Annotated in this window: 24 protein-coding genes and 1 pseudogene; 14 read left to right on the top strand and 11 right to left on the bottom strand. The window is 63.7% G+C overall.

The genetic code is table 11. The annotated features are described in order from the left end of the window. The first annotated feature begins 19 nt into the window (after window positions 1-19). The 5 genes from ACQ4MM_RS13915 to cydX are packed head-to-tail and all read left to right on the top strand — an operon-like array spanning window position 20 to window position 3,654. Window positions 20-604, top strand: a complete 585-nt coding sequence (locus ACQ4MM_RS13915; RefSeq protein ID WP_431477916.1) for a GbsR/MarR family transcriptional regulator — start codon at window positions 20-22, stop codon at window positions 602-604. After that, a complete protein-coding gene (cydP, locus tag ACQ4MM_RS13910; protein WP_431477915.1) occupies window positions 601-810 on the top strand; it encodes a cytochrome oxidase putative small subunit CydP in 210 nt (69 codons plus the stop codon). The genes ACQ4MM_RS13915 and cydP overlap by 4 nt, the downstream gene beginning before the upstream one ends. Next, the gene (locus ACQ4MM_RS13905) at window positions 794-2,350 is read left to right on the top strand and encodes a cytochrome ubiquinol oxidase subunit I (RefSeq protein ID WP_431477914.1); all 1,557 of its coding nucleotides are present in this window, start codon (window positions 794-796) and stop codon (window positions 2,348-2,350) included. Before cydP ends, ACQ4MM_RS13905 begins: the two co-directional genes overlap by 17 nt. Further along, on the top strand, window positions 2,347-3,489 hold the full coding sequence (gene cydB, locus ACQ4MM_RS13900) for a cytochrome d ubiquinol oxidase subunit II (RefSeq protein WP_431477913.1): 1,143 nt from the start codon (window positions 2,347-2,349) through the stop codon (window positions 3,487-3,489). The genes ACQ4MM_RS13905 and cydB overlap by 4 nt, the downstream gene beginning before the upstream one ends. A 12-nt stretch (window positions 3,490-3,501) precedes the next feature. Further along, a complete protein-coding gene (gene cydX, locus ACQ4MM_RS13895; RefSeq protein WP_431477912.1) occupies window positions 3,502-3,654 on the top strand; it encodes a cytochrome bd-I oxidase subunit CydX in 153 nt (50 codons plus the stop codon). Window positions 3,655-3,660: 6 nt separating this feature from the next. On the opposite strand, the gene ACQ4MM_RS13890 is transcribed toward cydX, so the two are convergent. Together ACQ4MM_RS13890 and ACQ4MM_RS13885 are read right to left on the bottom strand one after the other, a co-directional pair. Beyond that, a complete protein-coding gene (locus tag ACQ4MM_RS13890; protein ID WP_431477911.1) occupies window positions 3,661-3,876 on the bottom strand; it encodes a DUF7661 family protein in 216 nt (71 codons plus the stop codon). Beyond that, on the bottom strand, window positions 3,877-4,722 hold the full coding sequence (locus ACQ4MM_RS13885; protein ID WP_431477910.1) for an endonuclease: 846 nt from the start codon (window positions 4,720-4,722) through the stop codon (window positions 3,877-3,879). Between the two features lie 26 nt (window positions 4,723-4,748). Between ACQ4MM_RS13885 and ACQ4MM_RS13880 the strand changes: the two genes are divergently transcribed. Beyond that, a complete protein-coding gene (locus tag ACQ4MM_RS13880; protein ID WP_431477909.1) occupies window positions 4,749-5,249 on the top strand; it encodes a YgjP-like metallopeptidase domain-containing protein in 501 nt (166 codons plus the stop codon). Here ACQ4MM_RS13880 and ACQ4MM_RS13875 read toward each other — a convergent pair. Genes ACQ4MM_RS13875 through ACQ4MM_RS13865 form a run of 3 tightly spaced genes read right to left on the bottom strand, consistent with a single transcriptional unit; the run spans window position 5,246 to window position 6,851 of the window. Beyond that, window positions 5,246-5,782 carry a TIGR00730 family Rossman fold protein gene (locus ACQ4MM_RS13875; RefSeq protein ID WP_431477908.1) on the bottom strand — a complete coding sequence of 179 codons (537 nt, stop codon included), beginning with the start codon at window positions 5,780-5,782 and terminating at the stop codon, window positions 5,246-5,248. The two genes, ACQ4MM_RS13880 and ACQ4MM_RS13875, sit on opposite strands and share 4 nt — an antisense overlap. After that, on the bottom strand, window positions 5,779-6,444 hold the full coding sequence (locus ACQ4MM_RS13870) for a TetR/AcrR family transcriptional regulator (RefSeq protein WP_057263337.1): 666 nt from the start codon (window positions 6,442-6,444) through the stop codon (window positions 5,779-5,781). Before ACQ4MM_RS13870 ends, ACQ4MM_RS13875 begins: the two co-directional genes overlap by 4 nt. A 59-nt stretch (window positions 6,445-6,503) precedes the next feature. Further along, window positions 6,504-6,851: a phasin family protein gene (locus ACQ4MM_RS13865; protein WP_431477907.1), complete on the bottom strand. Its 348-nt coding sequence runs from the start codon at window positions 6,849-6,851 to the stop codon at window positions 6,504-6,506. Between the two features lie 84 nt (window positions 6,852-6,935). Between ACQ4MM_RS13865 and ACQ4MM_RS13860 the strand changes: the two genes are divergently transcribed. Beyond that, complete coding sequence (locus tag ACQ4MM_RS13860; protein WP_431477906.1) at window positions 6,936-8,831, top strand: SagB/ThcOx family dehydrogenase; 1,896 nt, start codon at window positions 6,936-6,938, stop codon at window positions 8,829-8,831. Here the strand turns inward: ACQ4MM_RS13860 and ACQ4MM_RS13855 are convergent. The 6 genes and pseudogenes from ACQ4MM_RS13855 to ACQ4MM_RS13830 all read right to left on the bottom strand — a co-directional run bounded on the left by ACQ4MM_RS13855 (window position 8,828) and on the right by ACQ4MM_RS13830 (window position 17,348). After that, window positions 8,828-12,451, bottom strand: coding sequence for an EAL domain-containing protein (locus ACQ4MM_RS13855; RefSeq protein ID WP_431477905.1), 3,624 nt, complete (start codon window positions 12,449-12,451; stop codon window positions 8,828-8,830). The two genes, ACQ4MM_RS13860 and ACQ4MM_RS13855, sit on opposite strands and share 4 nt — an antisense overlap. Before the next feature lie 35 nt (window positions 12,452-12,486). Beyond that, window positions 12,487-13,455: a sensor histidine kinase gene (locus tag ACQ4MM_RS13850; RefSeq protein ID WP_431477904.1), complete on the bottom strand. Its 969-nt coding sequence runs from the start codon at window positions 13,453-13,455 to the stop codon at window positions 12,487-12,489. A gap of 69 nt (window positions 13,456-13,524) precedes the next feature. Then, the gene (locus ACQ4MM_RS13845; RefSeq protein ID WP_431477903.1) at window positions 13,525-14,400 is read right to left on the bottom strand and encodes an esterase/lipase family protein; all 876 of its coding nucleotides are present in this window, start codon (window positions 14,398-14,400) and stop codon (window positions 13,525-13,527) included. Between the two features lie 15 nt (window positions 14,401-14,415). After that, window positions 14,416-16,024 (bottom strand): annotated as a pseudogene (locus ACQ4MM_RS13840) (GMC family oxidoreductase N-terminal domain-containing protein). Then, window positions 16,021-16,518 carry a hypothetical protein gene (locus ACQ4MM_RS13835; RefSeq protein ID WP_431477902.1) on the bottom strand — a complete coding sequence of 166 codons (498 nt, stop codon included), beginning with the start codon at window positions 16,516-16,518 and terminating at the stop codon, window positions 16,021-16,023. The pseudogene ACQ4MM_RS13840 and the gene ACQ4MM_RS13835 overlap by 4 nt, the downstream one beginning before the upstream one ends. 68 nt (window positions 16,519-16,586) lie before the next feature. Continuing rightward, window positions 16,587-17,348 carry an RNA methyltransferase gene (locus ACQ4MM_RS13830; RefSeq protein ID WP_431477901.1) on the bottom strand — a complete coding sequence of 254 codons (762 nt, stop codon included), beginning with the start codon at window positions 17,346-17,348 and terminating at the stop codon, window positions 16,587-16,589. Window positions 17,349-17,499: 151 nt separating this feature from the next. On the opposite strand from ACQ4MM_RS13830, the gene ACQ4MM_RS13825 reads away from it, so the two are divergent. The 7 genes from ACQ4MM_RS13825 to ACQ4MM_RS13795 all read left to right on the top strand — a co-directional run bounded on the left by ACQ4MM_RS13825 (window position 17,500) and on the right by ACQ4MM_RS13795 (window position 23,447). Continuing rightward, window positions 17,500-18,282, top strand: a complete 783-nt coding sequence (locus ACQ4MM_RS13825; protein WP_431477945.1) for an inositol monophosphatase family protein — start codon at window positions 17,500-17,502, stop codon at window positions 18,280-18,282. Window positions 18,283-18,434: 152 nt separating this feature from the next. Continuing rightward, on the top strand, window positions 18,435-19,856 hold the full coding sequence (locus ACQ4MM_RS13820; RefSeq protein ID WP_431477900.1) for a DEAD/DEAH box helicase: 1,422 nt from the start codon (window positions 18,435-18,437) through the stop codon (window positions 19,854-19,856). Between the two features lie 109 nt (window positions 19,857-19,965). After that, a complete protein-coding gene (otnI, locus tag ACQ4MM_RS13815; RefSeq protein WP_431477899.1) occupies window positions 19,966-20,748 on the top strand; it encodes a 2-oxo-tetronate isomerase in 783 nt (260 codons plus the stop codon). 72 nt (window positions 20,749-20,820) lie between these two features. After that, window positions 20,821-21,645, top strand: coding sequence for a hypothetical protein (locus tag ACQ4MM_RS13810; protein WP_431477898.1), 825 nt, complete (start codon window positions 20,821-20,823; stop codon window positions 21,643-21,645). Next, on the top strand, window positions 21,642-22,106 hold the full coding sequence (locus tag ACQ4MM_RS13805) for a hypothetical protein (protein ID WP_431477897.1): 465 nt from the start codon (window positions 21,642-21,644) through the stop codon (window positions 22,104-22,106). The genes ACQ4MM_RS13810 and ACQ4MM_RS13805 overlap by 4 nt, the downstream gene beginning before the upstream one ends. Window positions 22,107-22,160: 54 nt before the next feature. Further along, entirely contained in the window at window positions 22,161-22,538 is a 378-nt protein-coding gene (locus tag ACQ4MM_RS13800) for a TraR/DksA family transcriptional regulator (protein WP_431477896.1), read from the top strand. A gap of 9 nt (window positions 22,539-22,547) precedes the next feature. Continuing rightward, window positions 22,548-23,447, top strand: coding sequence for a universal stress protein (locus ACQ4MM_RS13795; protein ID WP_431477895.1), 900 nt, complete (start codon window positions 22,548-22,550; stop codon window positions 23,445-23,447). Window positions 23,448-23,453: the final 6 nt, after the last annotated feature.

Genomic DNA, 23,453 nt, shown 5'->3' with positions numbered 1-23,453 from the left:
CAAGAAAGCAGATCAAGAAATGGTCAACCTGAGCCCGCTCGCACAAAAATTCATCCTCCACTTCGGCGAAATGGGCAGCCGCTGGGGCATCAACCGCACTGTCGGGCAGATTTATGCCCTGCTCTACGTCAACAACCGCCCGCTGAACGCCGACGAAATTGCCGAACACCTGGAGTTCTCGCGTTCCAACGTTTCGATGGGATTAAAGGAGCTGCAATCCTGGCGCCTGGTCAAGCTGCTGCACCAGCCCAACGACCGCCGCGAATATTTCGAACCGCCGAAAGATGTATGGGACATCTTCAAGGCCCTGCTGGAAGAGCGCCGCCGCCGCGAAGTGGAACCGACCCTGTCGATGCTGCGCGACGCCATGCTGGAGTCCGCCGCCACTGCGGAAGACCGCTATGCCCAGGAGCGCATGCGCGAAATGTACGAACTGATCGAGCTTTCCAGCTCCTGGTTCGACGACGTGCAGCGCCTGTCGCCGGACACCCTGGCCTCCCTGATGAAAATGGGCTCCACCGTCAAGAAGCTGCTCGACGTCGGCGACGTCGTGCGCGGCAAATTCCGCTCCAGCCGCAGCGAGGCGGAAGAGGACAGCAAGTGAAGCCCCCCGGCCGCCGCAACCTGGCACTGACGATTACGATTGCGCTGGCCGTCAAGGCCTTGCTGCTGTACGGCCTGTGGTACGCCTTCTTCTCACATCCCCAAACCAAGAAAATGCGGTTGCCGACCGAGCAGGTGGAGAAACATTTGCTCGCGCTGCCCGCGCCAACCCTTTCCGAAAAGGTGAATCATGGCACCCGTCGATGAAGTTGTTGCCCTGTCCCGGCTGCAGTTCGGGCTCACGGCTCTCTACCATTTCCTGTTTGTCCCGCTCACACTGGGACTGTCCTGGATCCTGGTCATCATGGAGTCGGTTTATGTGATGACCGGCCGCGAAATCTATCGCGACATGACCAAGTTCTGGGGCAAATTGTTCGGCATTAACTTTGCCATGGGCGTCACCACCGGCATCACGCTCGAATTCCAGTTCGGCACCAACTGGGCCTATTACTCGCACTATGTGGGCGATATCTTCGGCACGCCGCTGGCAATTGAAGGCATGATGGCCTTCTTCCTCGAATCGACCTTTGTTGGCCTGTTCTTCTTCGGCTGGAGCAAGCTGTCCAAGCGCCAGCACTTGTTCGTGACTTTCCTGGTGGCGCTGGGCTCCAGCCTGTCCGCGCTGTGGATCCTGATTGCCAACGGCTGGATGAACCACCCGGTCGGCGCGGAATTCAATTACGAAACCATGCGCATGGAGCTGACCAGCATCAGTGACGTGATCTTCAACCCGGTAGCGCAGGTAAAGTTTGTGCACACCGTGGCGGCGGGCTACGTGACCGCCTCGATGTTCGTGCTCGGCGTCTCGGCCTGGTATCTGCTGAAGGCGCGCGACGTGGCGTTTGCCCTGCGCTCGTTCGCCATTGCCGCCGGCTTTGGACTGGCGTCGACACTGTCGGTCATCGTGCTGGGCGACGAATCAGGCTATACGGCGGGCGAAGTGAACAAGGTCAAGCTGGCGGCGATTGAAGCGGAATGGCATACGGTGCCCGCCCCTGCCGGCATCACGGTGTTCGGCCTGCCGAACGACAAGGAGCAGCGCACCGACTATGCGGTGAAAATTCCTTACGTGCTTGGCCTGATTGCAACGCGCTCGGTCGACAAGCAAGTCACCGGCATCAAGGACCTGAAGGACGAGCACGAAGTGCGCATCCGCAACGGCATGAAGGCCTACGCAGCGTTGACTCGCCTTAAATCGGGTGACAAATCGCCGGAAGCGGTGGCAGCCTTCAAGGCGCTACAGGATGACCTCGGTTACGGACTGCTGCTGAAGAAGTACACGCCAATCGTGGTCGATGCCACCGATGCACAAGTCAAGATGGCGGTAGACGACACCATCCCGAAAGTGGCCCCGCTGTTCTGGGCTTTCCGTGGCATGGTTGGCTTGGGGCTTATGTTCCTGTTTATCTTCAGCGCTGCGTTCTACTTCCTGATCCGCCAGCGCCTGGCACCGCAGCGCTGGTTGCTCAAGCTGGCCGTGTTCGCGATCCCGCTGCCGTGGGTTGCCGCGGAACTGGGTTGGATCGTAGCGGAATACGGCCGCCAGCCGTGGACGATTGCCGGCATCTTGCCGACGCACTTGTCGGCCTCCAACATCCAGCCATCGAACCTGTATTTCAGCCTGGCCGGCTTCGCCCTATTCTATACAGTCCTGCTGGTGATTGAAATGAAGCTGATGTTCAAGTACGCCCGCCTCGGCCCAAGCGCCCTGCACACCGGCAAATACCATTGGGAGCAGCAATCATGATCTTCGATTACGAAACCTATAAAGTGATCTGGTGGTGCTTCGTCGCCGTGCTACTGCTCGGCTTTGCGCTGACCGACGGCTTTGACTTCGGCGTTGGCATGTCCCTGCCCTTCCTCGGCAAAGACGACACCGAACGCCGCGTCATCATCAATACCATCGGGCCGACCTGGGAAGGCAACCAGACCTGGTTCATCGCCGCCGGCGGCACGCTGTTTGCCGCCTGGCCGCTGGTCTATGCCGCCGCATTCTCCAGCCTTTACATCGCGCTGATCGTGGCCTTGTTCGCCCTGTTCTTCCGTCCGGTGGGCTTCGATTACCGCAGCAAGATCGCCGACCCGCGCTGGCGCAACACCTGGGACTGGGGCCTGTTCATCGGCGGCTTCGTGCCACCGCTGATTTTCGGTGTCGGCATGGGCAATGTGCTGCAAGGGCTACCGTTCCGCTACGACGACCTGCTGCGCCTTGAATATACCGGCAACTTCTTTCAGTTGCTGAATCCCTTCGGCCTGCTGTCCGGCGTACTGGCCGTCGCCATGCTGGCCATGCACGGCGCCACCTTCCTGCACCAGAAAACCGAAGGCGCGATCTCAGAGCGCGCGCGCCGCATGGCGATGCTCGCCGCCGCGCTGACCATCGTCTTGTTCGCCGCCGCCGGCGTATGGGTCGCCACCGTCCTGCCCGGCTACCGCATCACCGCCATGCCCGATGCCGGCACTGCCTTCATGCCGCCGGCGAAAACAGTAGTCGTTGCCGCCGGCGCCTGGATGGACAACTATTCGCGCTGGCCGCTGACCCTGGCCTTCCCTGCGGCAGCCATCCTCGGCGCCGTGCTGGCGATCGTGCTCAGCACCGCACGCCGCACGCTCGCAGCCTTCCTGGCCAGCGGCATGAGCGTGGCCGGCATCCTGCTCACGGCCGGCGGCGCCATGTTCCCCTTCGTGCTGCCGTCCTCGCTGACGCCCTCGCACAGCCTGACCGCGTGGGATGCCACGTCCAGCCACAAGACGCTGGCCGTGATGTTCTGGGTGGTGGTGATCATGCTGCCGATTATCGTGATGTACACAAGCTGGGTGTACCGCGTAGTGCGCGGCAAGGTCACCACCGCCCACATCCACGAAAACGAACACTCCGCTTATTGAAAGGAATCAGCCATGTGGTACTTCACCTGGATCCTCGGTATCTGCGTCGCCGTCTTCGCCGCCATCATCAACGTGATGTGGCTGGAAGCGAACTACGCTTTCGGCGAACGCAACGAAGACCTGACCCGCACCCGCTTCGAATCCGCCCGCGACGCCGACAAATAGGCGTATTCAGGCCAGCCTGACCACTTCCGGATAGGCGGGCCGCGCCTCTTCGTGGAAAAGATCGCCGAGATAGAGTGCCAGGTCGGCCTCTTCGACGTCATGCGGAATGACGAAATCGGCCGGACGGCGCTTGCCGTCCGAACCGGGATAGTACGCAGCCCATCGATTGCCCCGGCGCTCGATCTGGATGCGCGTGCCGAATACATTGAACTTCAACCACATTCAAAGCTCCTCGATGCGTAAGGCGCCCGACTGCAGCGGGCGCACGAGGATATTGTACACATCGATATCGAAGCTCACCGCTGCCGCGCGCGGCTGATCGACGCCCAGGTAGCACCAGCGATCAACAATGGCACGCTGGCGCAGGTCGCCCGATTCTTCGACGATTGCCACCGCCCCTGCAAACGGCCAGCGCGTCACGCGCAACGGCTGCAGCGCCAGCCTGGCACGCGCCGCGTGCTCGGCTGCCGACTCTTCACCAGTACAGGCGCCCTTGCAGCGCGCCACTTGCCGCGCAAAACATGGCCTCCCCGGCATGCCCTTCTCCAGCCCCGTCGCCACCGTGCACAGGTCATGGCCATGCACCACGTCGCGCAGCGTTTCGATGGCGGCCTTCCTGCTGCCGAACAGGCCGTAAAGCTGCTCGGCCAAAGCAAAGTCCACCTCGCGCGCGAAGACGATCTCGGGCACCTCGCGGGCCATGCTGATCGAGCACATCTCGCGCAAGCGGCGCAGCTTGGAATTGAAGACAGGCTGGTGCTGCCTGACCAGCTCAGCCTCGCGCAGCAAGGCGCCAATTTCGCCACCGCTGCGCTCGAAGTCGATGCTGGCGGCGCGCGCCAGCATCTGCATCTCCTCCGCTGTGCGCATATGCGACAGTACCCGCGTGCGGATGTTCACGCTCTTGCCGATGTAAACCGGCTTACCGGAAGCGTCGCGAAAAATGTATACCCCAGGCAGCGACGGCAAGGCATCGATGCATTGTCTGGGGATGTGGGCGGGATAGCTGAAGTTCAAAACGGGGTCGCTGACCACCAGCAGTCCCACCGAATTGACGTGGGTGCGCATGCGGGCATGATACCATTCGGCCCGCCATGAAATACCTCAGCGCTTACTCAGAACAGACACTCTCCCAGGTCCGCCAGGTGATGGATCAGGGCCGCTTGGGCGAGGTGCTGCTGCAACGTTATCCGAAATCCCACGAAATCCGCAACGATCGTGCGCTGTACGACTACGTCCAGGACTTGCGCAACGAGTTCCTGCGCAATGCGGCGCCGATCGACAAAGTCGCATTCGACAGCAAGATCCACGTGATCAACCACGCGCTTGGCCTGCATACTTCGGTATCACGCGTCCAGGGCGGCAAGCTGAAAGCCAAACACGAGATCCGCGTCGCAACGATGTTCAGGGATGTACCGCTGGAATTCCTGCGGATGATCGCCGTGCACGAACTGGCGCACGTGAAAGAAAAACAGCACGACAAGGCGTTCTACAAGCTGTGCACCTATATGGAGCCGAACTACCACCAGTACGAGTTCGACACCCGCCTCTACCTGACGCACCTCGATGCGTCAGGTAACAAGCTCTGGACTTAGCCGCGCAGGTTTTGCACCAGGGCGGCCGGTGAGGCATTCACGCGCACCAGCGCGGCGTGCTGCGGCTTGATGAAACCTTCGTTGCGGGCGTGTTCAATGAAGCCGACCAGCTTGTCGTAAAAGCCGTCCACGTTCAGCAGCCCAACCGGCTTGCTGTGGATGCCGAGCTGCGACCAGGTCAGCATCTCAAACAGTTCTTCCAGCGTCCCCATGCCGCCCGGCATCGCGATAAAGCCATCCGACAGCTGCGCCATCATGGCTTTGCGCTCGTGCATATCCTTGACGATGAACTGGCGCGTCAGGCCGGTATGCCCCACTTCCCGCTCCACCAGAGCGGTTGGGATCACGCCCGTCACTTCACCGCCCAGGCGCAGAACTTCGTCGGCAATCACGCCCATCAGGCCCACATTGCCGCCGCCGTACACCAGCGCCAGGTTCTGCTCCACCAGCGCCGCAGCCAGCGCGCGCGCCTGTTCGGCGTAACGGGGGGAGGCGCCGGCATTGGCGCCGCAATACACGCAAATCGATTTCATTTGAGCTTCTTCAGGTATTCTTCGGACAGTTTCTGGAACAGCAGGTGGGTCTCGCCGCGCAGGTATGGGCCGATCTGGGACAACACCTGATAGCAGCCGCGCGCCAGCGCATCGGCCATCGATTGCTGCTCGGAGTATTTGCGCGGGTTGCGCACGTATTCATAGGACAGCCAATAGGTCGCCACTACCACCATATTCACCGACATCGCATCGATCGCCATATCGCTGGCTTCCAGCGAGCCTTCGCTGCGCAGGTCCAGGCACAGGTTGCGCGCCACTTTGATCTTGTGGGCCAGCAGCTCCTTGAACTCCAGCTCCAGCTTGCGGTTGCGGGACAGCAGGTCGTTCAGGTCGCGGTAGAAGAAGCGGTAGCGCCAGATCAGCTCAAACATCAGGTGCAGGTACAGCCACACGTCCTCGACGTTCGAGCGGCGACCGCTCGGCACCTGCAGCATGCGCTCCGCTTCAGCCTTGAACTGGACGAAGATCGAGTTGACGATATCGTCCTTGTTCCTGAAATGGTAATAGAGATTCCCCGGGGAGATATTCATCTCCTCGGCGATAACGGTGGTCGTGATATTTGGCTCGCCGAACTCGTTAAACAAGCGCAGCGAGAGTTCCAGGATGCGTTCGCGGGTTCGTCTTGGCGCTTTTTGTAGCATAACAGGGGGGGTCTATTGTTTCCCCTGCAAGGATATCACTATTAGAAGTTTTCCAGAAGTTACGCTTTTTTCGTTGTGGTCTTTTTGACTGGCTTTTTAACCAACGCTTTCAATTCTTCGACCTGGCGGCTCAATTCTTCCATCCGGTCGATCAGGGCGTTGATGTCCTGCCGCATCGGCACGCCGATTGATTCCAGGGCTCGGGTTACCCGCTCTTCGAACACTTTTTCCAGTGAATTGACCGTTTCGCGCACATGGACGGCGCGGTCGCCTTCGACGGCGCGGGCGCGTTTTTGCAGGTCGGTGAAAGCCCCCAATCCGGCTTTCCATATTTCCTGCGCCGATTCGCGCACTGCCTTGGTCAGCCGTTCTTCGCTTTCCTCAAACGATTTCGTCTTTTTACCCATGGCGGTGCCTCCTCTCTTTGTTCTCCGGATATTGTAAGGGGCACTCTCTAGAACAGGGCTTCTAATGCGGTCTACAATGCCCGCATGGGGCCGAAAATCCTGTGGGTGCTGCTGCCGTTGGCGGTATATGCCGCCCTGCTCGCGCTGGCCTGGCGCGGGAAGGTGCCGTCGCGCCTGGCGGTCAATATGCACAGCAGCTTGCTGCTGCTGGCCTACCTTCTCGCGACCGCCGGGCTCGGGCTGTTCTGGGTCGCCAACCAGCAGTTGCCGGTGTTTGACTGGCATTACCTGTTTGGATATGCGACGCTGCTGCTGGTGTCGCTGCATTTGTTCTTCAACTTGCCGATGGCCTTGCGCTGGCTGTGGCAGCGGCGGGCTGCACCTGCGCCGCGCCCCGCCAGCGGCGCCGCAGGGCGCGGCATGGCGCGGATGGCCGGCGCGTCAGGAGCCTTGGTGCTGGCATTTGCGCTCGGGGCACATTGGGGCGGCCGCGCTGTACAGCCTGCGCCGGACGCCACCACCACTCGCGGCGACGCGACATCGGCGGCGATTGCCACTGTGCAGCGCTACCACGACGCGTCCTCCGCCTCGCGCAGCGGCGTGCTGCGCCGCGCTCCGGTAGTGGATTGGGGCGCGCAACCGCCACCTTTCAAGGTTTATCCGGCGGCGCCGCATATCGCACTGCCTCGTGCCTTACCGGACGATACTGCTGCGCGCAACCTTGGTGCGATGCTGCGCGGCGCGGCGCCCGCAGCCCCGGCGCGGGCTCTTGATCTTGCAGCCGTCGGGCAGCTGTTGCACCTGACAGCGGGCGTCACCGCGCGGCGCGGCGGCCTGGCACTGCGCGCCGCCCCCTCTTCCGGCGCCCTCTTTCCCGCCGAGCTTTACCTGCTGGTCCGGCGTGTCGACGGCGTGCCGCCTGGGCTCTATCACTTCGATCCCGAGCGGCACCGGCTGGCATGGCTCGGCGGTCCGCCTGCAGGGAAGCCGGCGGTTGATGCGGATTTGCTGATGGTGGTGTCGGCGGTATTCCAGCGGACCGGCTACAAGTACCGAGACCGCGCCTACCGTTATGTTGCGGCTGATCTTGGCCACTTGCTTGAGAACGCACGGCTGGCTGGACATTATGTCGGCGCACAGGTCGCGCTGCTGGAACAGTTCGATGAAGTGACGCTTGAGTCGCTGTTCGGGCTGGACGGCCTGCAGGAAGGCGTGATCGCTGCGGCGTCTTTCGTCGCCGGCCCGGCGCTCTCGCCCGAGTTGCCGATAGACCGGCCGAGGCGCGCGGAAAGAGCTGCAACGGCAGGTGCCGCAGGCCTGGGCGTTACCAGCCAGGTCCATAGCGCCACCTCGCTCACTGGAATCCACGGCAGCGGCAGCGGCGGCACGGCTGGGGTCGGCGACGAGAGCAGCAAGGAAGCGCTGGTGCTGCTGCCAGCCGGCGATGTGGCGCAGATGGACCTGGCGCGAACGATCTTGCAGCGCCGCAGCCAGCGCCGCTTCTCGCAGCGGCCGGTCGAACAGCAGCAACTGGCGTCGATCCTGGCAGAGATGGCGCTGGCACCGCTCCTGTCGGGCGCCCTGCATGCGGACCTGGTGGTCAATCGCGTCAGGGGACTCGAACCCGGCGTCTACCGCTACCAGCCGCAGCGGCACGCGCTGCAGCCAGTGCAGCTTGGCGACTTCGCCACCCAGACCCGCAACGCGGCGCTGGACCAGGACGTGATCGGCGACGCCGCCGTAGTCCTGATCCTCTCCGCCGACAGCGCGCAAGCGTTGCAAAACGGCGCCCGCGGCTACCGCATGGCCTTCCTGGAAGCGGGCTTGATGGGTGAACGGTGGCTGCTCGGCGCCGTCGCCAGGGGACTGGGCGCCTGCCCCGTCGGCGCGTTCTACGACGATGAAGCAGCGTCGTTGGTCAAGGCGCAGAAAGGCCGCTGGGTCCTGCACTTCGCCGCCCTCGGCCACGTGGCAGACTAATTGAGATATTGCGGTGCGCGGATCTGCGAATGCAGCCGGAATCCTTCACGGATATTTTCCCGCAGCACCGCGCCTTTCCAGGGCTTGGTGTAGAAGCGGTCGATCGCGCCATGGTTGATGGCCGCCATGATCGGCGTCAGGTCGGCATACGCCGACAGCATGATCCGGAAAGTATCCGGCGCCAGGTTCTTGACGCGTTCCATGAACTCGGTCCCGGTCATCATCGGCATGCACTGGTCGCACAGGATCACCTGTACCCGGTGCCGCGCCAGCACGTCGAAACCTTCCGCCGCCGTCTGCGCGGTCAAAATCCGATAGCCATCCTGCGCCAGGAAGTCGCTCAGCACATCAAGCATGAAAGCGTCATCGTCGACAATCAACAAGGTTTGCTGGTCGACGATGCTTTCGTCTGACGGCGTTTGCAGGTGGCGGCCTTCACGCAGCATCTGCATGAAGTCGGGCTCCGGCAAAGGACGGCTGAAATAATAACCCTGCATCTCATCGCAATCGTGGCGCCGCAGGTAAGACAGCTGGGCGTCCTTTTCCACGCCTTCCGCTATCACCTTCAGTTTCAGGCTGTGCGCCATATTGATAATGGCCAGCACGATGGCCGCATCATCCGGATTGCTGGTCACTTCGCGTACGAAGGCGATGTCAATCTTCAGCTTATCGATCGGGAAGCGCTTCAGGTAAGCCAGCGAAGAATAGCCGGTGCCGAAATCGTCGATCGAAATCTTCACGCCCAGCGCCTTCAGGTTCTGCAGCACCGTGATGGTCTCTTCGGCATTCGACATCAGCGAGCTTTCGGTCAGTTCCAGCTCCAGCAACTCGGGCGAGATATCGTTCTCCTTGATGGCCCGCATCACCTCTTCTTCCAGCCCGCCGACAAAGAACTGGATGCCCGATACATTGACCGACAGGTGCACCGGCCCGACATCGCCCCTGGCCCATTCGGCAATCTTGCGGCAGGATTCATGAATCACCCAACTGCCCACCCGCACGATCAGCCCGGTCTCTTCCAGCAGCGGGATGAACAGCGCCGGCGACACCATGCCATGGCCTGGCCGCTCCCAGCGCAGCAACACCTCGGCCCCGCTGATGCGTCCCGAAGCGATATGCACCTTGGGCTGGTAGAAAAGACGGAATTCACTGTTGTCGATGGCGCGGCGCAGCGCGTTCTCCATGTCCAGCCGCGCCAGCGATTGCGCATTCATCTCCGCAGTGAAGAAGCGGAAGGCGTCGCGTCCAGCCTCCTTGGCGCGGTACATCGCCGTATCGGCGTACTGGATCAGGGTATCGGGATCGCTGCCGTCCTCCGGAAACACGGAAATGCCGATACTGGCCGTCACCGTCACCTCATGCCCCTTCAAATCGAAGGGCTGGCGCATCGCATCGCGTATTTTGTCGACCACCGCAATGGCATTCTGCGCGCCTTCAGGCAGCATCAAGATCGCTGCGAATTCGTCGCCGCCGAAGCGCCCGATGGTATCGCGCACGCGCAGACATTCCACCAGGCGGCTGGAGAACTGCCGCAGCAGCTCGTCGCCGATGGTATGGCCCAGCGTGTCGTTGATGTTCTTGAAGCGGTCCATATCGAGGAACAGCACCGCCAGCGCCCAGTTATGCTCTGCCGCCTGTTTCAACGACAGCATCAGCGAATCGTAGAACTGGCTGCGGTTCGGCAAACCGGTCAGGGTATCGAAATGGGCCAGCTTGAGCAGGCGGCGCTCGGCCTCCTTGCGCTCCGTGATATCGCGCGCAACGGCCACCAGGATCCAGTTCTGGCCGGAACGCAGCGTGCGGCGCTGCACTTCCACCGACAGCGGCGAGCCGTCCTTGCACTCGAGCAGCAGCTCGGCCATCGCCCCGCTCTGGTCGCCCGCCAGCAGCTTGTCATACAGGTCTTGCAGCGGCTGCAGGCCCGCCTCGCGCTCGCGCTCCGGGCCCACTTTCAGGAATTCCTCGCGCGCAAAACCCAGCATGCGGCAGGCCGTCACGTTGACGTCGATGAAGCAGGAATTGGCGCGGTCGACCAGGAAGATCGCATCGGCCGTGGCATCCATCGCCAGCCGGAAGCGGCGCAGGTCTTCGTCCAGGCGGATGCGCGCGTTCATGTCCAGCTGGAGCTGGGCGTGGTGGCGGCTGATTTCCTCGTACAGCAGCAGGTTCTCATAGGCTACCGAAATCTGGGCCGCCACCGTCACCGCCACCCGTTCATCCACTTCATTGAATTCGTCGGCGCCGAGTTTATCGACCAGGTACAGCCAGCCGTGCACCCGCTCGCGCGATGCAATCGGCACGCCAAGGAAGGAATGCACCGGCGGGTGCCCGATCGGCAGGCCAATTTCGCGCGGGTCGCCACTTAGGCGGCTCATGCGCACCGGCTGGCGTTGCTGCAGCAGGCTGTCGAGGATGCCGGCGCGCGGCAGGCCCGCCATCAACTTGGCCTGATCGCCTGTGCCGCAAGTCGCGAAATAGCTGGTTTCCTGCGCATCCTGCTCCAGCACGCCGATGCAGGCGAAGCGCGACACGCAGATATTCTGCGCCACGCGCACGCCGATTTCGATCAGGCCCTGCGCATCGCGTTCTGCGCCGAGTTCGATCCCCAGTTCGATCAGGGCGGTCAGGCGCAGGCTGACCGCCTGCAGGCTGGAAAGGGAACGCGAGAGCCGTTCGGTCATCTGGCTCAGGTGCTCCGGTTCGCCATCATGCGACTCGCCATTGTTTGCGATGCGCGTGATGTGCTGGCTGCTCGACTCCAGTTCGTCGATATATTCTGCCACCTTGTGCTCGATATCGAACAGGCGGCCCTGGCTGGGCTGCTCCGGCGCGAAGGCCGGCAATGCCTCGCCCTGCTCCACCATCCCGAGCGCCTGGTGCACTGTCTTCAGGATCACGTCCGGGTCGGACGGCTTGGGCAGCACCCAGCGCACGCCACAGGCCTCGGCCACGGCCATCGCCTCGCGCTCGCGGTAGGTCGCGGTATAAAAGATGATTGGCACGTCCGCCAGGTCCGGCTTGCTGCGGATGCGGTTGACGAATTCATAGCCGTCCATGTTCGGCATCAGAATGTCGGAAATGACCAGGTCCGGCCGCTCCGCCTCCATCACTTTCAAGCCTTCCATGCCGCTGGACGCTTCCAGCAGGCGATGACCGCTGTAGCCCAGGAGCGTCATCAGGAACTCGCGGTTCAGCACATGGTCGTCGACGATCAGGATCGTCGCGATGTCGTTCTCATACTGGGGCGACATCTCCCCCGGTAAAAAAGACTCGATTTGCGTCACGAAGGTGTCGGGTTCGATCGGCTTGCCGATATAGCCGTCAAAGCCGGCCGCCAGCAGCTTTTCGCGGTCGCCGACCATGGCCAGCGCAGTCACGGCCAGCGCCGGGATATGTTTCAGGTCCGGATCTTGTTTCAGTTGCGCCACCACGCCGTAGCCATCGAGCTTAGGCAGGTGCACATCGCAGATGATCAGGTCGGGCACTTCGCGGCGCGCCACCTCCACGCCCTCTTCGCCGTTATGGGCCAGGAGCGGATGGTAGCCGAAGGCGCGGAGCAGGTACACCATCAGCTCCATATTCGTCGGGTTATCTTCGATAATCAGGATGCGTGCTGACATTGGTACTCCTGTCAATGTATCGCCTCTAGTATCCGCTATTCCACGGGCAATGTGAGCACAAATATGCTGCCATTGCCCGGCTTGTCGAAATGCCGGATCGATCCGTTCAACAATGCCGCCAATTTCTGGCTCAGGCGAATGCCCAGCTGCTGCATGATGTCCGCCGTGACGCCGGTCCCGGTGTCGCTGACACTGACTTGCACCACCGCTTTGCCGTCTGCCTGGCTGCGTTCCAGGGCGATACTGACTTCGCCCCGTTCGGTGAACTTGATCGCATTGTTCAACAGGTTGCCCAGGATTTGCTGCAGGGCGCGGCGATCGGTGCGCAGCATCACGGCCTGCGCCGGCGCGCGGAAATGCAGCACCAGGCCTTTCTGCTTGGCCTGCGGGCGGAACACCAGCGCCAGCTCTTCGACCACGGCGCGGCAATTGAGCGGCTCGCGCTGCAGCTCCACCTTGCCGGAACCGATCTTGGCAAAGTCCAGCAGGTCGTTGATCAAGGATAGCAGCTGGCGTGCGCTGGCTTGCACCGTGCGTAGCTGCTTGTCCTGGTCCGCGTTCAAGGGCCCTGGCAGCTGCATCAGCAAGGTGCCGGTGAAACCGATGATCGCATTCAGCGGCGTGCGCAGTTCATGCGACATGCTGCCCAGGAAGCGCTCCTTGGCCTGGCTGGCCTTGGCCAATTCGCTGATATCGCGCACGGAATGAACTTGCAGCTTGCGCTCGCCGTCTCGCAGCTGGCTGCTGCGCACATCGGCCGGGAATTTGTCGCCGCCCTTGCGCACGGCGCGGGAATCCGGCCCCTTGGGCAGCAGCGCTTCGAGCGCCATGCCGTGCAGCTCGCCGGGCAGGTAATCGAACAGGTCTTCCGCCCGGCTGTTGGCCGACACGATGCGGCCATCTTCGCTGGCCACCACCATCGCATCCGGCATGGATTCGAGCAGGCTGCCGAAGCGCACTTCGGCCTCCAGGGTATCTTCGGGCTTGCCGTAGTCTGTCGCCATCGTCCCGCTTTCTGATTGAAACCAACTCGGATCAAAATTGCAGCGTTTCTTGCTTGGCCTCAAGACAGTCTAAGTGATACCCAAAATCTCCGCAAGAATATGGCCTGCGATTTCGGGATGGCGGCCCATGCCGACGTGGCCGATGCCATGCAATGCAATGTTGCGGGCGCCGGGCAGGTGGCAGGAATCCTGCGGCGCGATGATGTTGTCGTGCCAGGAGTAGATCGAGGTGAACAGGCCGCGCTGGCCGCGATCGGCGGCATCGAGTTGCGCCAGCCATTCGGCGTCGCGCCGCATCTGGCGCGCGTTGTGCCCCGGACCCATATGCGCCAGGTCGGTGCCGTGGTGAGGCGTGGCCAGCGTGATGATGCGCGCCGCATGTGCCGCGCCGAAGCGGCGCAGCCAGGCGCGCGCCACCAGCCCGCCCATGCTGTGCGCCACGATGATGACTTTCTCGCTGCCGCTGGCGGCAAGCAGTGCTTGCACGCCCTGCTCCAGCTGCACCGCAAAGTCTTCGATGTCGCCGAACACCGGCTCCAGGTCGACGGTGGCATGGCTATAGCCGCGCTCTGCCAACTGCGCGGCCAGGTGCACCCAGAAGCCGCCGTTGGCGCCATAACCGTGCACCAGCAGCACCGGCAAGCCGCGCGGTGCGCTTGCAATATGCAGGCGTGGCTGGTGGCGCAGCATATGCCAGGACGTCACCGCCATGGTGGACGCATACTCGTGAAAGAATAGCTGCACCCGTTGCAACAGTCCGATCTGCGCGCCCTCCGGCACCGGCCGCAGCGTCATGCGGAAATTGTTGGCCGTGATCGCCAAGCGTACCAACAGTACAACGATTACCGCCAGCAGCAACGCCACGTCGGCCGGAACCAGGCGCGACAAGCCCCATGCGATGCCGACCGCAACGGCCACTTGCATGGCCATGATCATCATCAGCATGCGTTTTACCATTGGTCAGCCCTTTCGCGACAGCCGTTCGGCCAGGCCGCTTGCCAGGCGGGCCGTGACGCCATAGATCGACAACTGCGGGTTGGCGCCCAGCGAGGTCGGGAACAGCGAGCCGTCATGCACCGACAGGTTGCCGATGCCGCGATACAGCCCGTCCGGCGCCACCACGCCGCTGGCGGCATCGCCGGTCATGGCGCAGCCGCCCATCACGTGGGCCGACACCACCCGCGTCAGCAGCTTTTGCATCGGCAGCGCGGCGATGGCCTGGCGCGCTTCATCCCAGCTCTTGTACGGCGCCACAACCAGTTCATGCACCGGGCTCACGCCATCGGCGCCGGCGGCGAACTGGATTTCCGCCATCGTCAACAGGGCGCGGCGGGCGCCGTCCCAGAAATACGGCGTCAGCGGGTAATCCAGTTGCGGCGAGCCATCGCTGCGCAGCGTGACGCGGCCACCCGCTGCCTCCGGGTGGAAGCCGTCGCGCAGCAGCGCCAGCATGCCTTGCACGTGCGCGAAACGCTTCATCAGGTTGGCATGGGCCGCGCCATAGGCCGACAAGGTGGTCGCGCCGAGCACCGGGTGCAGCGGCGCGACTTCCAGTTTGTAGCCCAGCGGGCCGTCGGGCGCCTGCGTGTGCAGGAAATGGTCGGAATACACGGTCTGCGGCGCGCCGTTGAACGCTTCCACCGCCTGCGGGTACAAGCCCATCGAGATCACCACCGGGTGCAGGAAGGTGCGCTGGCCAAGCAGCTGCTGCGGGTCGGGCGCGCCGGAACGCAGCAGCAGCGCCGGCGAGTTGATCGCGCCGCCGGCCACCACGAAGTGGCGCGCCTTGAGCGTGAGGCGGCGGCCGGTCGGCTGCATGCCGTCGGCGCTCAGCGCCACGCACTCCAGCGACGTGGCCTGGCCGCCGGCCAGCGTGAAGCGCTCGGCGCGGGCCCGCGTCAGCAGCACGGCGCCCTTTTCCAGCGCCGCAGGGATGGTGGTGACCAGCATCGACTGCTTGGCGTTGGTCGGGCAGCCCATGCCGCAGTAACCCAGGTTCCAGCAGCCGTTGACGTTGCGGCGGATCAGGGCGGTCTTGATGCCGAGCTTGTCGGCGCCGGCGCGCAGCAGGTCGTTGTTGGCGTTCGGCGGGGTCGGCCAGTCGTTTGATGTGCAGGCGCTGTTCCATCTTCTCGAACCACGGCGCCAGGTCTTCCACGCCGTAGTCGCGCAGGCCGTACTTCGCCTGCCACCAGGCCAGCGTATCGGCCGGGGTGCGGAAGCTGGAAGTCCAGTTGACCACCGTGGTCCCGCCCACCGTGCGGCCCTGCAGGATGTTGATCGCCTTGTCGGCGGTCTTGCGGGCAGCGGAATCCTGGTACAGCGAAGGGTAGGCATCGGCCTCGCGCATCTTGAAATCCTTCGACGATTTCAGCGCGCCCTCTTCCACCATCAGCACTTTCAGGCCGGCCTGGGCCAGGATTTCCGCCGTGACGCCGCCGCCGGCGCCGGTGCCCACCACCACCACGTCGGCGTCGAAGTTGCGGTCCTGCTGCAAGGTGGAAGCGTCGATGACTTGCCAGCCGGCGGCGATGCCGGCCTGGATCGGATCCGGGATCGGGCTGCTCATGCGCTCAGCTCCTTCATCGGGCCCTGGTAGCCGATGGCCGCCCAGGTCGAAGGCTCGGCATACCAGGCGCCCAGCACCAGGTCATGCAGGCCATGGTAGGCCGTTTGCAGCATTTCGGTGCGGTGGGTGCGCCAGCTTTGCAGGAAGGCCGCCACCTCGGCCGGGGTCGCTTCCGGCCAGGCCGGCACGCCGGCCAGCAGGCGCCGCGTGGGCGCCATGGTAAGCAGGCCAAACAGGTCGCTGATCTCCTTTTGCACGCGCAGCGGCAGGCCGTTGATGGCTGCGCCGACGCGATCGATGCCCGCCTCCAGCGCGGCCGCGTCAGGATGAACGCCGGTAATGGCCGGTACCAGCACGGCCAGCATGCTGCGCCCCTGCGCATCCAGCGCGAAGCGCTCGGCCACCGGCGGGCGCAACTGCCGGTACACGGCGCCGCCCGCGACAAGCGCCAGGCCGCCAAGCAGCCCAGCCTTCAAAAATGATCTGCGTTGCATCTAGTCCCCTCTTAATAGTTATACGGGGATTCTAAGGACGCCATCGCGCCCCGGCTAGAGAAAGGCCTCTAATCCTTGCGGCTGCGGGCTTGCATCTGGCGCGCAATGCCGCGCAGGATGTTGACCTCTTCCGCTTCCAGCCCGCCGCGCGCGAACATGCGTTTCAGGCGCGGCATCAGCTTGCGCGGGTTGTTCGCATCGAGGAATCCGACCTCGACCAGCGCCTGCTCCAGGTGCTGGTACATGCCTTCGATCTGCGCCGCACTGGCCGCCTCGCCGTGGAAACCGACCGGGCTGGTAGTGCGCTGGCCATCCAGCGCCGCCATGCGGCATTCGTATACCAGCACCTGCGCCGCCTGCGCCAGGTTCAAGGACGAATAATCGGGATTGGCGGGAATATTCACCAGCACATTGCATGGCTCGACAATCTCATTGGGCAGGCCGAAACGCTCATTGCCGAAGATCAGGGCCGCCCGCAGTTCAGCGCCGGCCGCCAGTTGCCCGGCGAATTCGCGCGGCGTCACCACCGGCGGCGAAAACTCACGCAGCCGCGCCGACACGGCCGCCGTGAAGTTGATCCCGTCCAGCGCTTCGGCCATGCTGCCCACCACGCGCGCCGCTGACAGGATGTCCTGCGCGCCGGAGGCAAAGGCCACCGCCTCTTCGTGTTCGCAAGCCCCTTCAAAGCGCGGATTGACCAGCACCAGGTCGGAAAAACCCATGGTTTTCATAGCGCGCGCCACCGATCCGATATTGCCCGGACGGCTGGTTTCCACCAGCACGACGCGCAGGCGGAGGAAGGCGGAGGATGCGGTTTCGGTCTGCTTCATTTACAATAGCGGGATTCTGCGTTGGGGCGCATTTTACCTTGCCCACACAACGCGCCGCTCTTTTTCAATCTTGTCATCATTTCCGCTGCCGGATGCGCGAAGCGTTTCCGCGGGCGGCAATGTCTATTTTACGGAAGCTAGTATGCACCCAATGCTGAATACGGCCATCAAGGCCGCGCGCCGTGGCGCCGCTGTGATCAACCGCGCATCGTTTGACCTCGATCGCGTGAACGTAACTGAAAAACAACACAATGACTTCGTCACTGATGTTGACCAGGCCGCCGAACAGGCAATCATCGAAGTGCTGCTGAAAGCCTACCCTGGCCATGCCATCTTCGCCGAAGAGTCCGGCATCACCGGCACCGTAAATGACGAGAGCGAATACGTGTGGATCATCGATCCACTGGACGGCACCACCAACTTCATGCACGGCTTCCCACAGTACTGCATCTCCATCGCCCTGCAGCAAAAAGGCGTGGTGACCCAGGCTGTGATCTACGACCCGGTACGCAACGACCTGTTCACCGCCACCAAGGGCGCCGGCGCCTACCTCAACGAAAAGCGCATCCGCGTCAACAAGCTCGACCGCATCAGCGGCGCCCTGCTGGCTTCCGGCTACAAGCCTGGCAGCCCGGCCGCCATCGCGGAATTCGCCAAGATGTTCACCCTCATGGCTGAGCGCTCGCACGGCATCCGCCGCGCCGGTTCCGCCGCCCTGGACCTGGCTTACGTCGCTTGCGGCCGCCTGGACGGCTACTACGAAAAGAACCTGAAACCTTGGGACATCGCGGCCGGCGCCCTGCTGGTGACCGAGGCGGGCGGCATCGCCGGCGAATTCAATGGCGAATCCGACTATATGAATAGCGGCCACATCATTGCGGCCTCGCCCAAGGTGTTCGGCCAGATGGTTGGCTTGCTGGCAGAGTTTGCATAAAGATCAGCCCAAAATCGCCACACAATGAGGCCCTGCGGGGCCTCTTTTGTTATTGCCGTGCGTCAACGAATCTGACTTGCTGTTATACTCCCCACAGCGCCGACGTTTCTGTATGGCAATAATTTCCACCTAATTTATAAAATAACTACACTATGTCTTTCTCCGATCTCGGCTTGTCCGATGCCATCGTGCGCGCGGTAGCCGAAACCGGCTATACAGCCCCTACCCCGATCCAGAGCCAGGCGGTGCCAGCCGTGCTGAACGGCGGCGACCTGCTGGCCGGCGCCCAGACCGGCACCGGCAAGACCGCCGGCTTCACGCTGCCGATCCTGCATCGCCTGTCCACCGACGCCTTCGGCAGCAAGCTGGCCAACAATACCTCGCCGCGCCCGATCCGCGCCCTGATCCTGACCCCGACCCGCGAACTGGCGGCCCAGGTTGAAGAAAGCGTCAAGACCTACGGTAAATACACCAAGCTGAATTCGGCCGTGATCTTTGGCGGCGTCAGCATCAACCCGCAGATCAAGCTGCTCAAGCACGGCGTCGACATCCTGGTTGCCACCCCGGGCCGCCTGCTCGACCACATGGGCCAGGGCACCGTCAACCTGGACAAGGTCGAGATCCTGATCCTGGACGAAGCCGACCGCATGCTGGACATGGGCTTCATCCGCGACATCCGCAAAGTGCTGGCCGCGCTGCCGCCGAAGCGCCAGAACCTGCTGTTCTCGGCCACCTTCTCCGACGAGATCAAGGCGCTGGCCGACGGCCTGCTGGACAACCCGAAGACCATCGAAGTGGCGCGCCGCAATTCGACGGTGGAAATGATTTCGCAGAAAATCCACCCGGTCGACCGCGACAAGAAGCACCCGATGCTGTCGCACCTGATCCGCACCCACGCCTGGACCCAGGTACTGGTATTCACCCGCACCAAGCACGGCGCCAACAAGCTGGTCGAACAATTGGGCCGCGACGGTGTGAAAGCCATGGCGATCCACGGCAACAAGAGCCAGACCGCGCGTACCCGCGCCCTGGCCGAGTTCAAGGATGGCACGCTGCAATGCCTGGTCGCCACCGATATCGCCGCGCGCGGCATCGACATCGACCAGCTGCCGCACGTGGTCAACTACGACCTGCCGAACGTACCGGAAGACTATGTGCACCGCATCGGCCGTACCGGCCGTGCCGGCGCCAAGGGCGAAGCGGTGTCCCTGGTGTGCGTCGATGAACACAGCATGCTGCGCGACATCGAGCGCCTGATCAAGCAGACGCTGCCGCGCGAAGTGATCGCCGGTTTCGAACCGGATCCCAACGCCAAGGCACAGCCGATCCAGTTGCGCAGCGGCGTCGGCCACCACCAGAACCGCCCGCCACGCCAAGGTAGCGGCGGTGGCAATGGCAATGGCGGCGGCAACCGCAGCCAGAACGGCCAGGGCAAGCCGCGCGTCGCCGCCAGCGGCAATGGCGGCGCACCACGTGGTGCCGCCCCAGCCGGCATCCGTCGCGACGCCCGCCCAGGCGGCAGCCCAAGCGGCTCGCGCCCATCCAACGCCCCGCGCAACCGCTCGCCACGTTAAATGCCTGTTTGGGGGTCGGACGGTACGGCGCCCCGGGTGAAGTGGACATTTCCAGAAAAAATGTCCACTGTGGTTCCTGACCCCGAAGTGGACATTTATAATCGGCGGCATGCCTAAGCTCGCCGCCAACCTGTCCATGCTGTTCACCGAAGCGCCGTTCATCGAGCGCTTCGGGCTGGCGCATGCGGCAGGCTTCAAGGGCGTGGAATTCCTTTTCCCTTACGCCTTCGACTCCGACCAGATCAAGGAACGCCTGCAACGCCATCAGTTGCAACTGGTGCTGCACAACCTGCCGCCGGGCGACTGGCAGGCGGGCGAGCGCGGCATGGCGTGCGATCCGCGCCGTTTCGAGGAATTCCAGGACAGCGTCGGCATCGCGCTCGAATACGCCAGGGAACTGGGCACGCCGCGCCTGCACTGCATGGCCGGCATCCTGCCTGGCGGCCTGGCGCCGGAACGGGCGCGCGAAGCGTATGTGCGCGCCTTGCAATACGCCGCCGATCAGTTCGCCCCGCATGGCATCGAAATACTGATCGAGCCGATCAACCGCTTCGACATTCCCGGCTACTTCCTGAACCATAGCCGGCAGGCGCTCGAAGTCATGGCCGACGCCGCGCGCCCCAACCTGTTCCTGCAATACGACATCTACCATATGCAACGCATGGAAGGCGAACTGGCCAACACCATCCGCGCTTGCCTGCCCCATATCCGCCACATGCAACTGGCCGACACGCCGGGCCGCCACGAACCGGGCACCGGCGAGATCAACTACCCGTTCCTGTTCCGCCTGCTCGACGAGCTTGCCTACCATGGCTGGATCGGCTGCGAATACCTGCCGGCCCGGCGCACCGAAGAGGGCCTGGCCTGGGCCGATCCTTACCTTCGCGCCTGACCTTTGCGCTGGCGCAAACGCGCCGCCTGCGCCGAGGTGCAAGATGGTCTCTGCCGCCCCAGGAGAGCCATCATGAAACGCTACCTGTGCATTCTGTTGTGCCTGCTACTCGCCGGCTGCGCCAGCAACCCGCGCCTGCAGGAAGTGCGCGCGCTCGCCGACGACGCCCCCAAGCTGGCAGGATTCAATGACCTCAGCCAACGCTTCCGCGACACTTACCAGCGCCAGCAACCCTATCTCGGCACCGCGGCAGCCCAGCGCGAAGAAGCCATCGACCGCAAGCGCCGCGACGCCTATCCCGACTTCATCGCCCTGCATAGCGCCGCCACCACTTACCTGCGCGCGCTTGGCGCGCTGGCCGGCGGCGCCACCTTCAACTATGGCGAGCAGGTCAAGCAGATGTCCGCAAGCATCAAGGCCTGGCCGGATACCGGCCTGAGCGACCGCCACGTCAACGCCTACGCCGGCCTGGTGCGCCTGCTGCTGCGCGCCGCCACCGCGCGCGAACAGGACCAGGCGGTGCAAGCCATGCTGCGCGACGGCTACCAGCCGCTGCAAGGCACGCTCGATGCGATGGCCACTTTGCTGCGCTACTTCAACAAGAACCACGACAACGAACAACGCATCGTGCTCGGCATGCTGGAAGTGGAAATCCCCTATGCCGATGCGCCGCGCGACCGCTTGCTGGCCGCCCTGGCCCGCGCGCACCAGCAGGAAAAGCTGCGCGAGTACCGCTTGCTGGGCCTGCGCCACACGCTGGCGGCGCAGCAGCTGGACGCCATCCGCGAACGCCATGCCGCACTGTACCGCGGCCTCGACCCGCTGCCGGCGCCAGAAGCCGCTGACGCCGCCGCGCCCGCCTTCCCATCCGCCATCGCCCAAGGAGTCCAGCCATGAGCCTGACCGCCGCCCTGCCGCACGACCTGGAAGCGCTGGCCGACAGCCTGTCGGCCAGCGCCGACGAACTGCACCAGCGCATCATGCGCGGCATCCGCCAGCAACAGCGCCTCGAGAGCAGCCATGGCACAGGCGGCAGCGCGCCGCTGACCCAGGACGCCGCCCAGGCCCTGTTCGAAAACGAAGTCGCGTTGCGCCAACAAGCCAACAGCCTGTACATCGATGCTGCCAGCCATTCGCTGGAAGGGATGGGCGTCACCCTGCCCGAGCTGCTGCGCCTGGCCGCGGCAGCGCGCGCAACCATCCGCCGCATCGAGCGCGTGCAGGAACTGGCCGGCATCAGCGCCGACTTGCTGGCCGTGGCGGCAGCGATCGCGGCGGCCCGGCCGGAACACCTGGCAGCGCCCTTGGAAAGCCTGAAAAAACAGCTCGCCGCACGCCATGCACGCGAGAGTGCGTAAATAACGCAGCAGGCATACAATGGTCTTCCGAACAACGAATTCGTGGAGACCGCCATGGGCCTGTCGCCGGATCAGCTTGCATCGTTGCAAGCCGCGCTGGAGCAACGCAAGCTAGCGCTTTTGCAGCAGCTTGCCGGCCGCATGGACGGCGAGCTGGCGCGTGTTCCGGCAGTCGAGGAAATCGAAACCTCGCCGGCCGACAGCGCCAGCAACCGTACCCTGAACCAGCTGGAACTGGAAGCCGACGAGCACAAGCAGGCCCAGCTCAGCAGTATTAGCCACGCCCTGGTCAAGATCGATGAAGGCAGCTACGGCCTGTGCGACAACTGCGGCAATGAAATCCCCTTCTCGCGCCTGAATGCGCGGCCGGAAGCGCCGCTGTGCATCGCTTGCCAGACGCGGCTGGAAAAGGCGACGGCGGCCCTGCGCTGACAGCAAGCCATGGCCTATAAAACTATCCTGGTGCATGTTGATGACGCCCCGCATAGCGCGGCGCGCGTCCTGCTGGCGGGGGAACTGGCGCTGCAGGAAGGCGCCCACGTGGTGGGCGTCGCCACCACCGGCATTTCGCGCTTCCTGTACCAGAATGAAACGGTGGACGACAGCGATCCCAACCTGGCGCGCCACCTCGACATCCTGCGCGAACGCGCCGGCCAGGCACTGGCCGAATTCGCGCCGCGCCTGCAGGCATTGGGCGTGCAATCGTTTGAACAGCGCATCCTCGACGATGAAGCGGCTGCCGGCCTGAGCCTGATGGCGCGCCATGCCGACCTGGTCATTGTCGGCCAGCTGGACCCGAACGGGCGCGGTCCCGACGTGCCGGCCGAAGTGCTGGCCGCCAGCGGCAAGCCGGTACTCGTGATGCCGTTCGCGGCCCGCACCTCGCCGGCCATTGCCGTCGGCAGCGACGGCGTGGCCAGCCCGGGCGGCCCGGCGCCGGCGCGCCACATCCTGGTCGGCTGGAATGCCAGCCGCGAAGCCGGCCGGGCGCTGCAGGATGCCCTGCCGCTGCTGCGCCGCGCCGCCTGCGTGACCGTGGCGATTGTCGACCCGGAAGCGCGCCCTGGCCTATTCGGCGAGCCGCCCGGCACCGACGTGCTGGCCTGGCTGGAACGGCACGGCGTGCTGGCGAACCTGGTACTCGGACATGGCGAGCGCCAGGGCTTGTTGCAGCGATCCGGCCATGTGGGCGAACAATTGCTGGCCCTGGCGGCCGAGCGCGCCTGCGATTTACTGGTGATGGGAGCGTATGGCCATTCGCGCTTGCGTGAAACACTGCTGGGCGGCGTCACGCGCAGCGTGCTCGATGCGATGACGCTGCCGCTGCTGATGTCGCACTAGGCGGCT

Source organism: Massilia eburnea, assembly GCF_050709955.1.
Classification (GTDB): Bacteria; Pseudomonadota; Gammaproteobacteria; order Burkholderiales; family Burkholderiaceae_D; genus Rugamonas; species Rugamonas eburnea_A.
The sequence above is the reverse complement of the archived record's forward strand: the minus strand, read 5'-3'. Positions and strand labels throughout refer to the sequence as shown.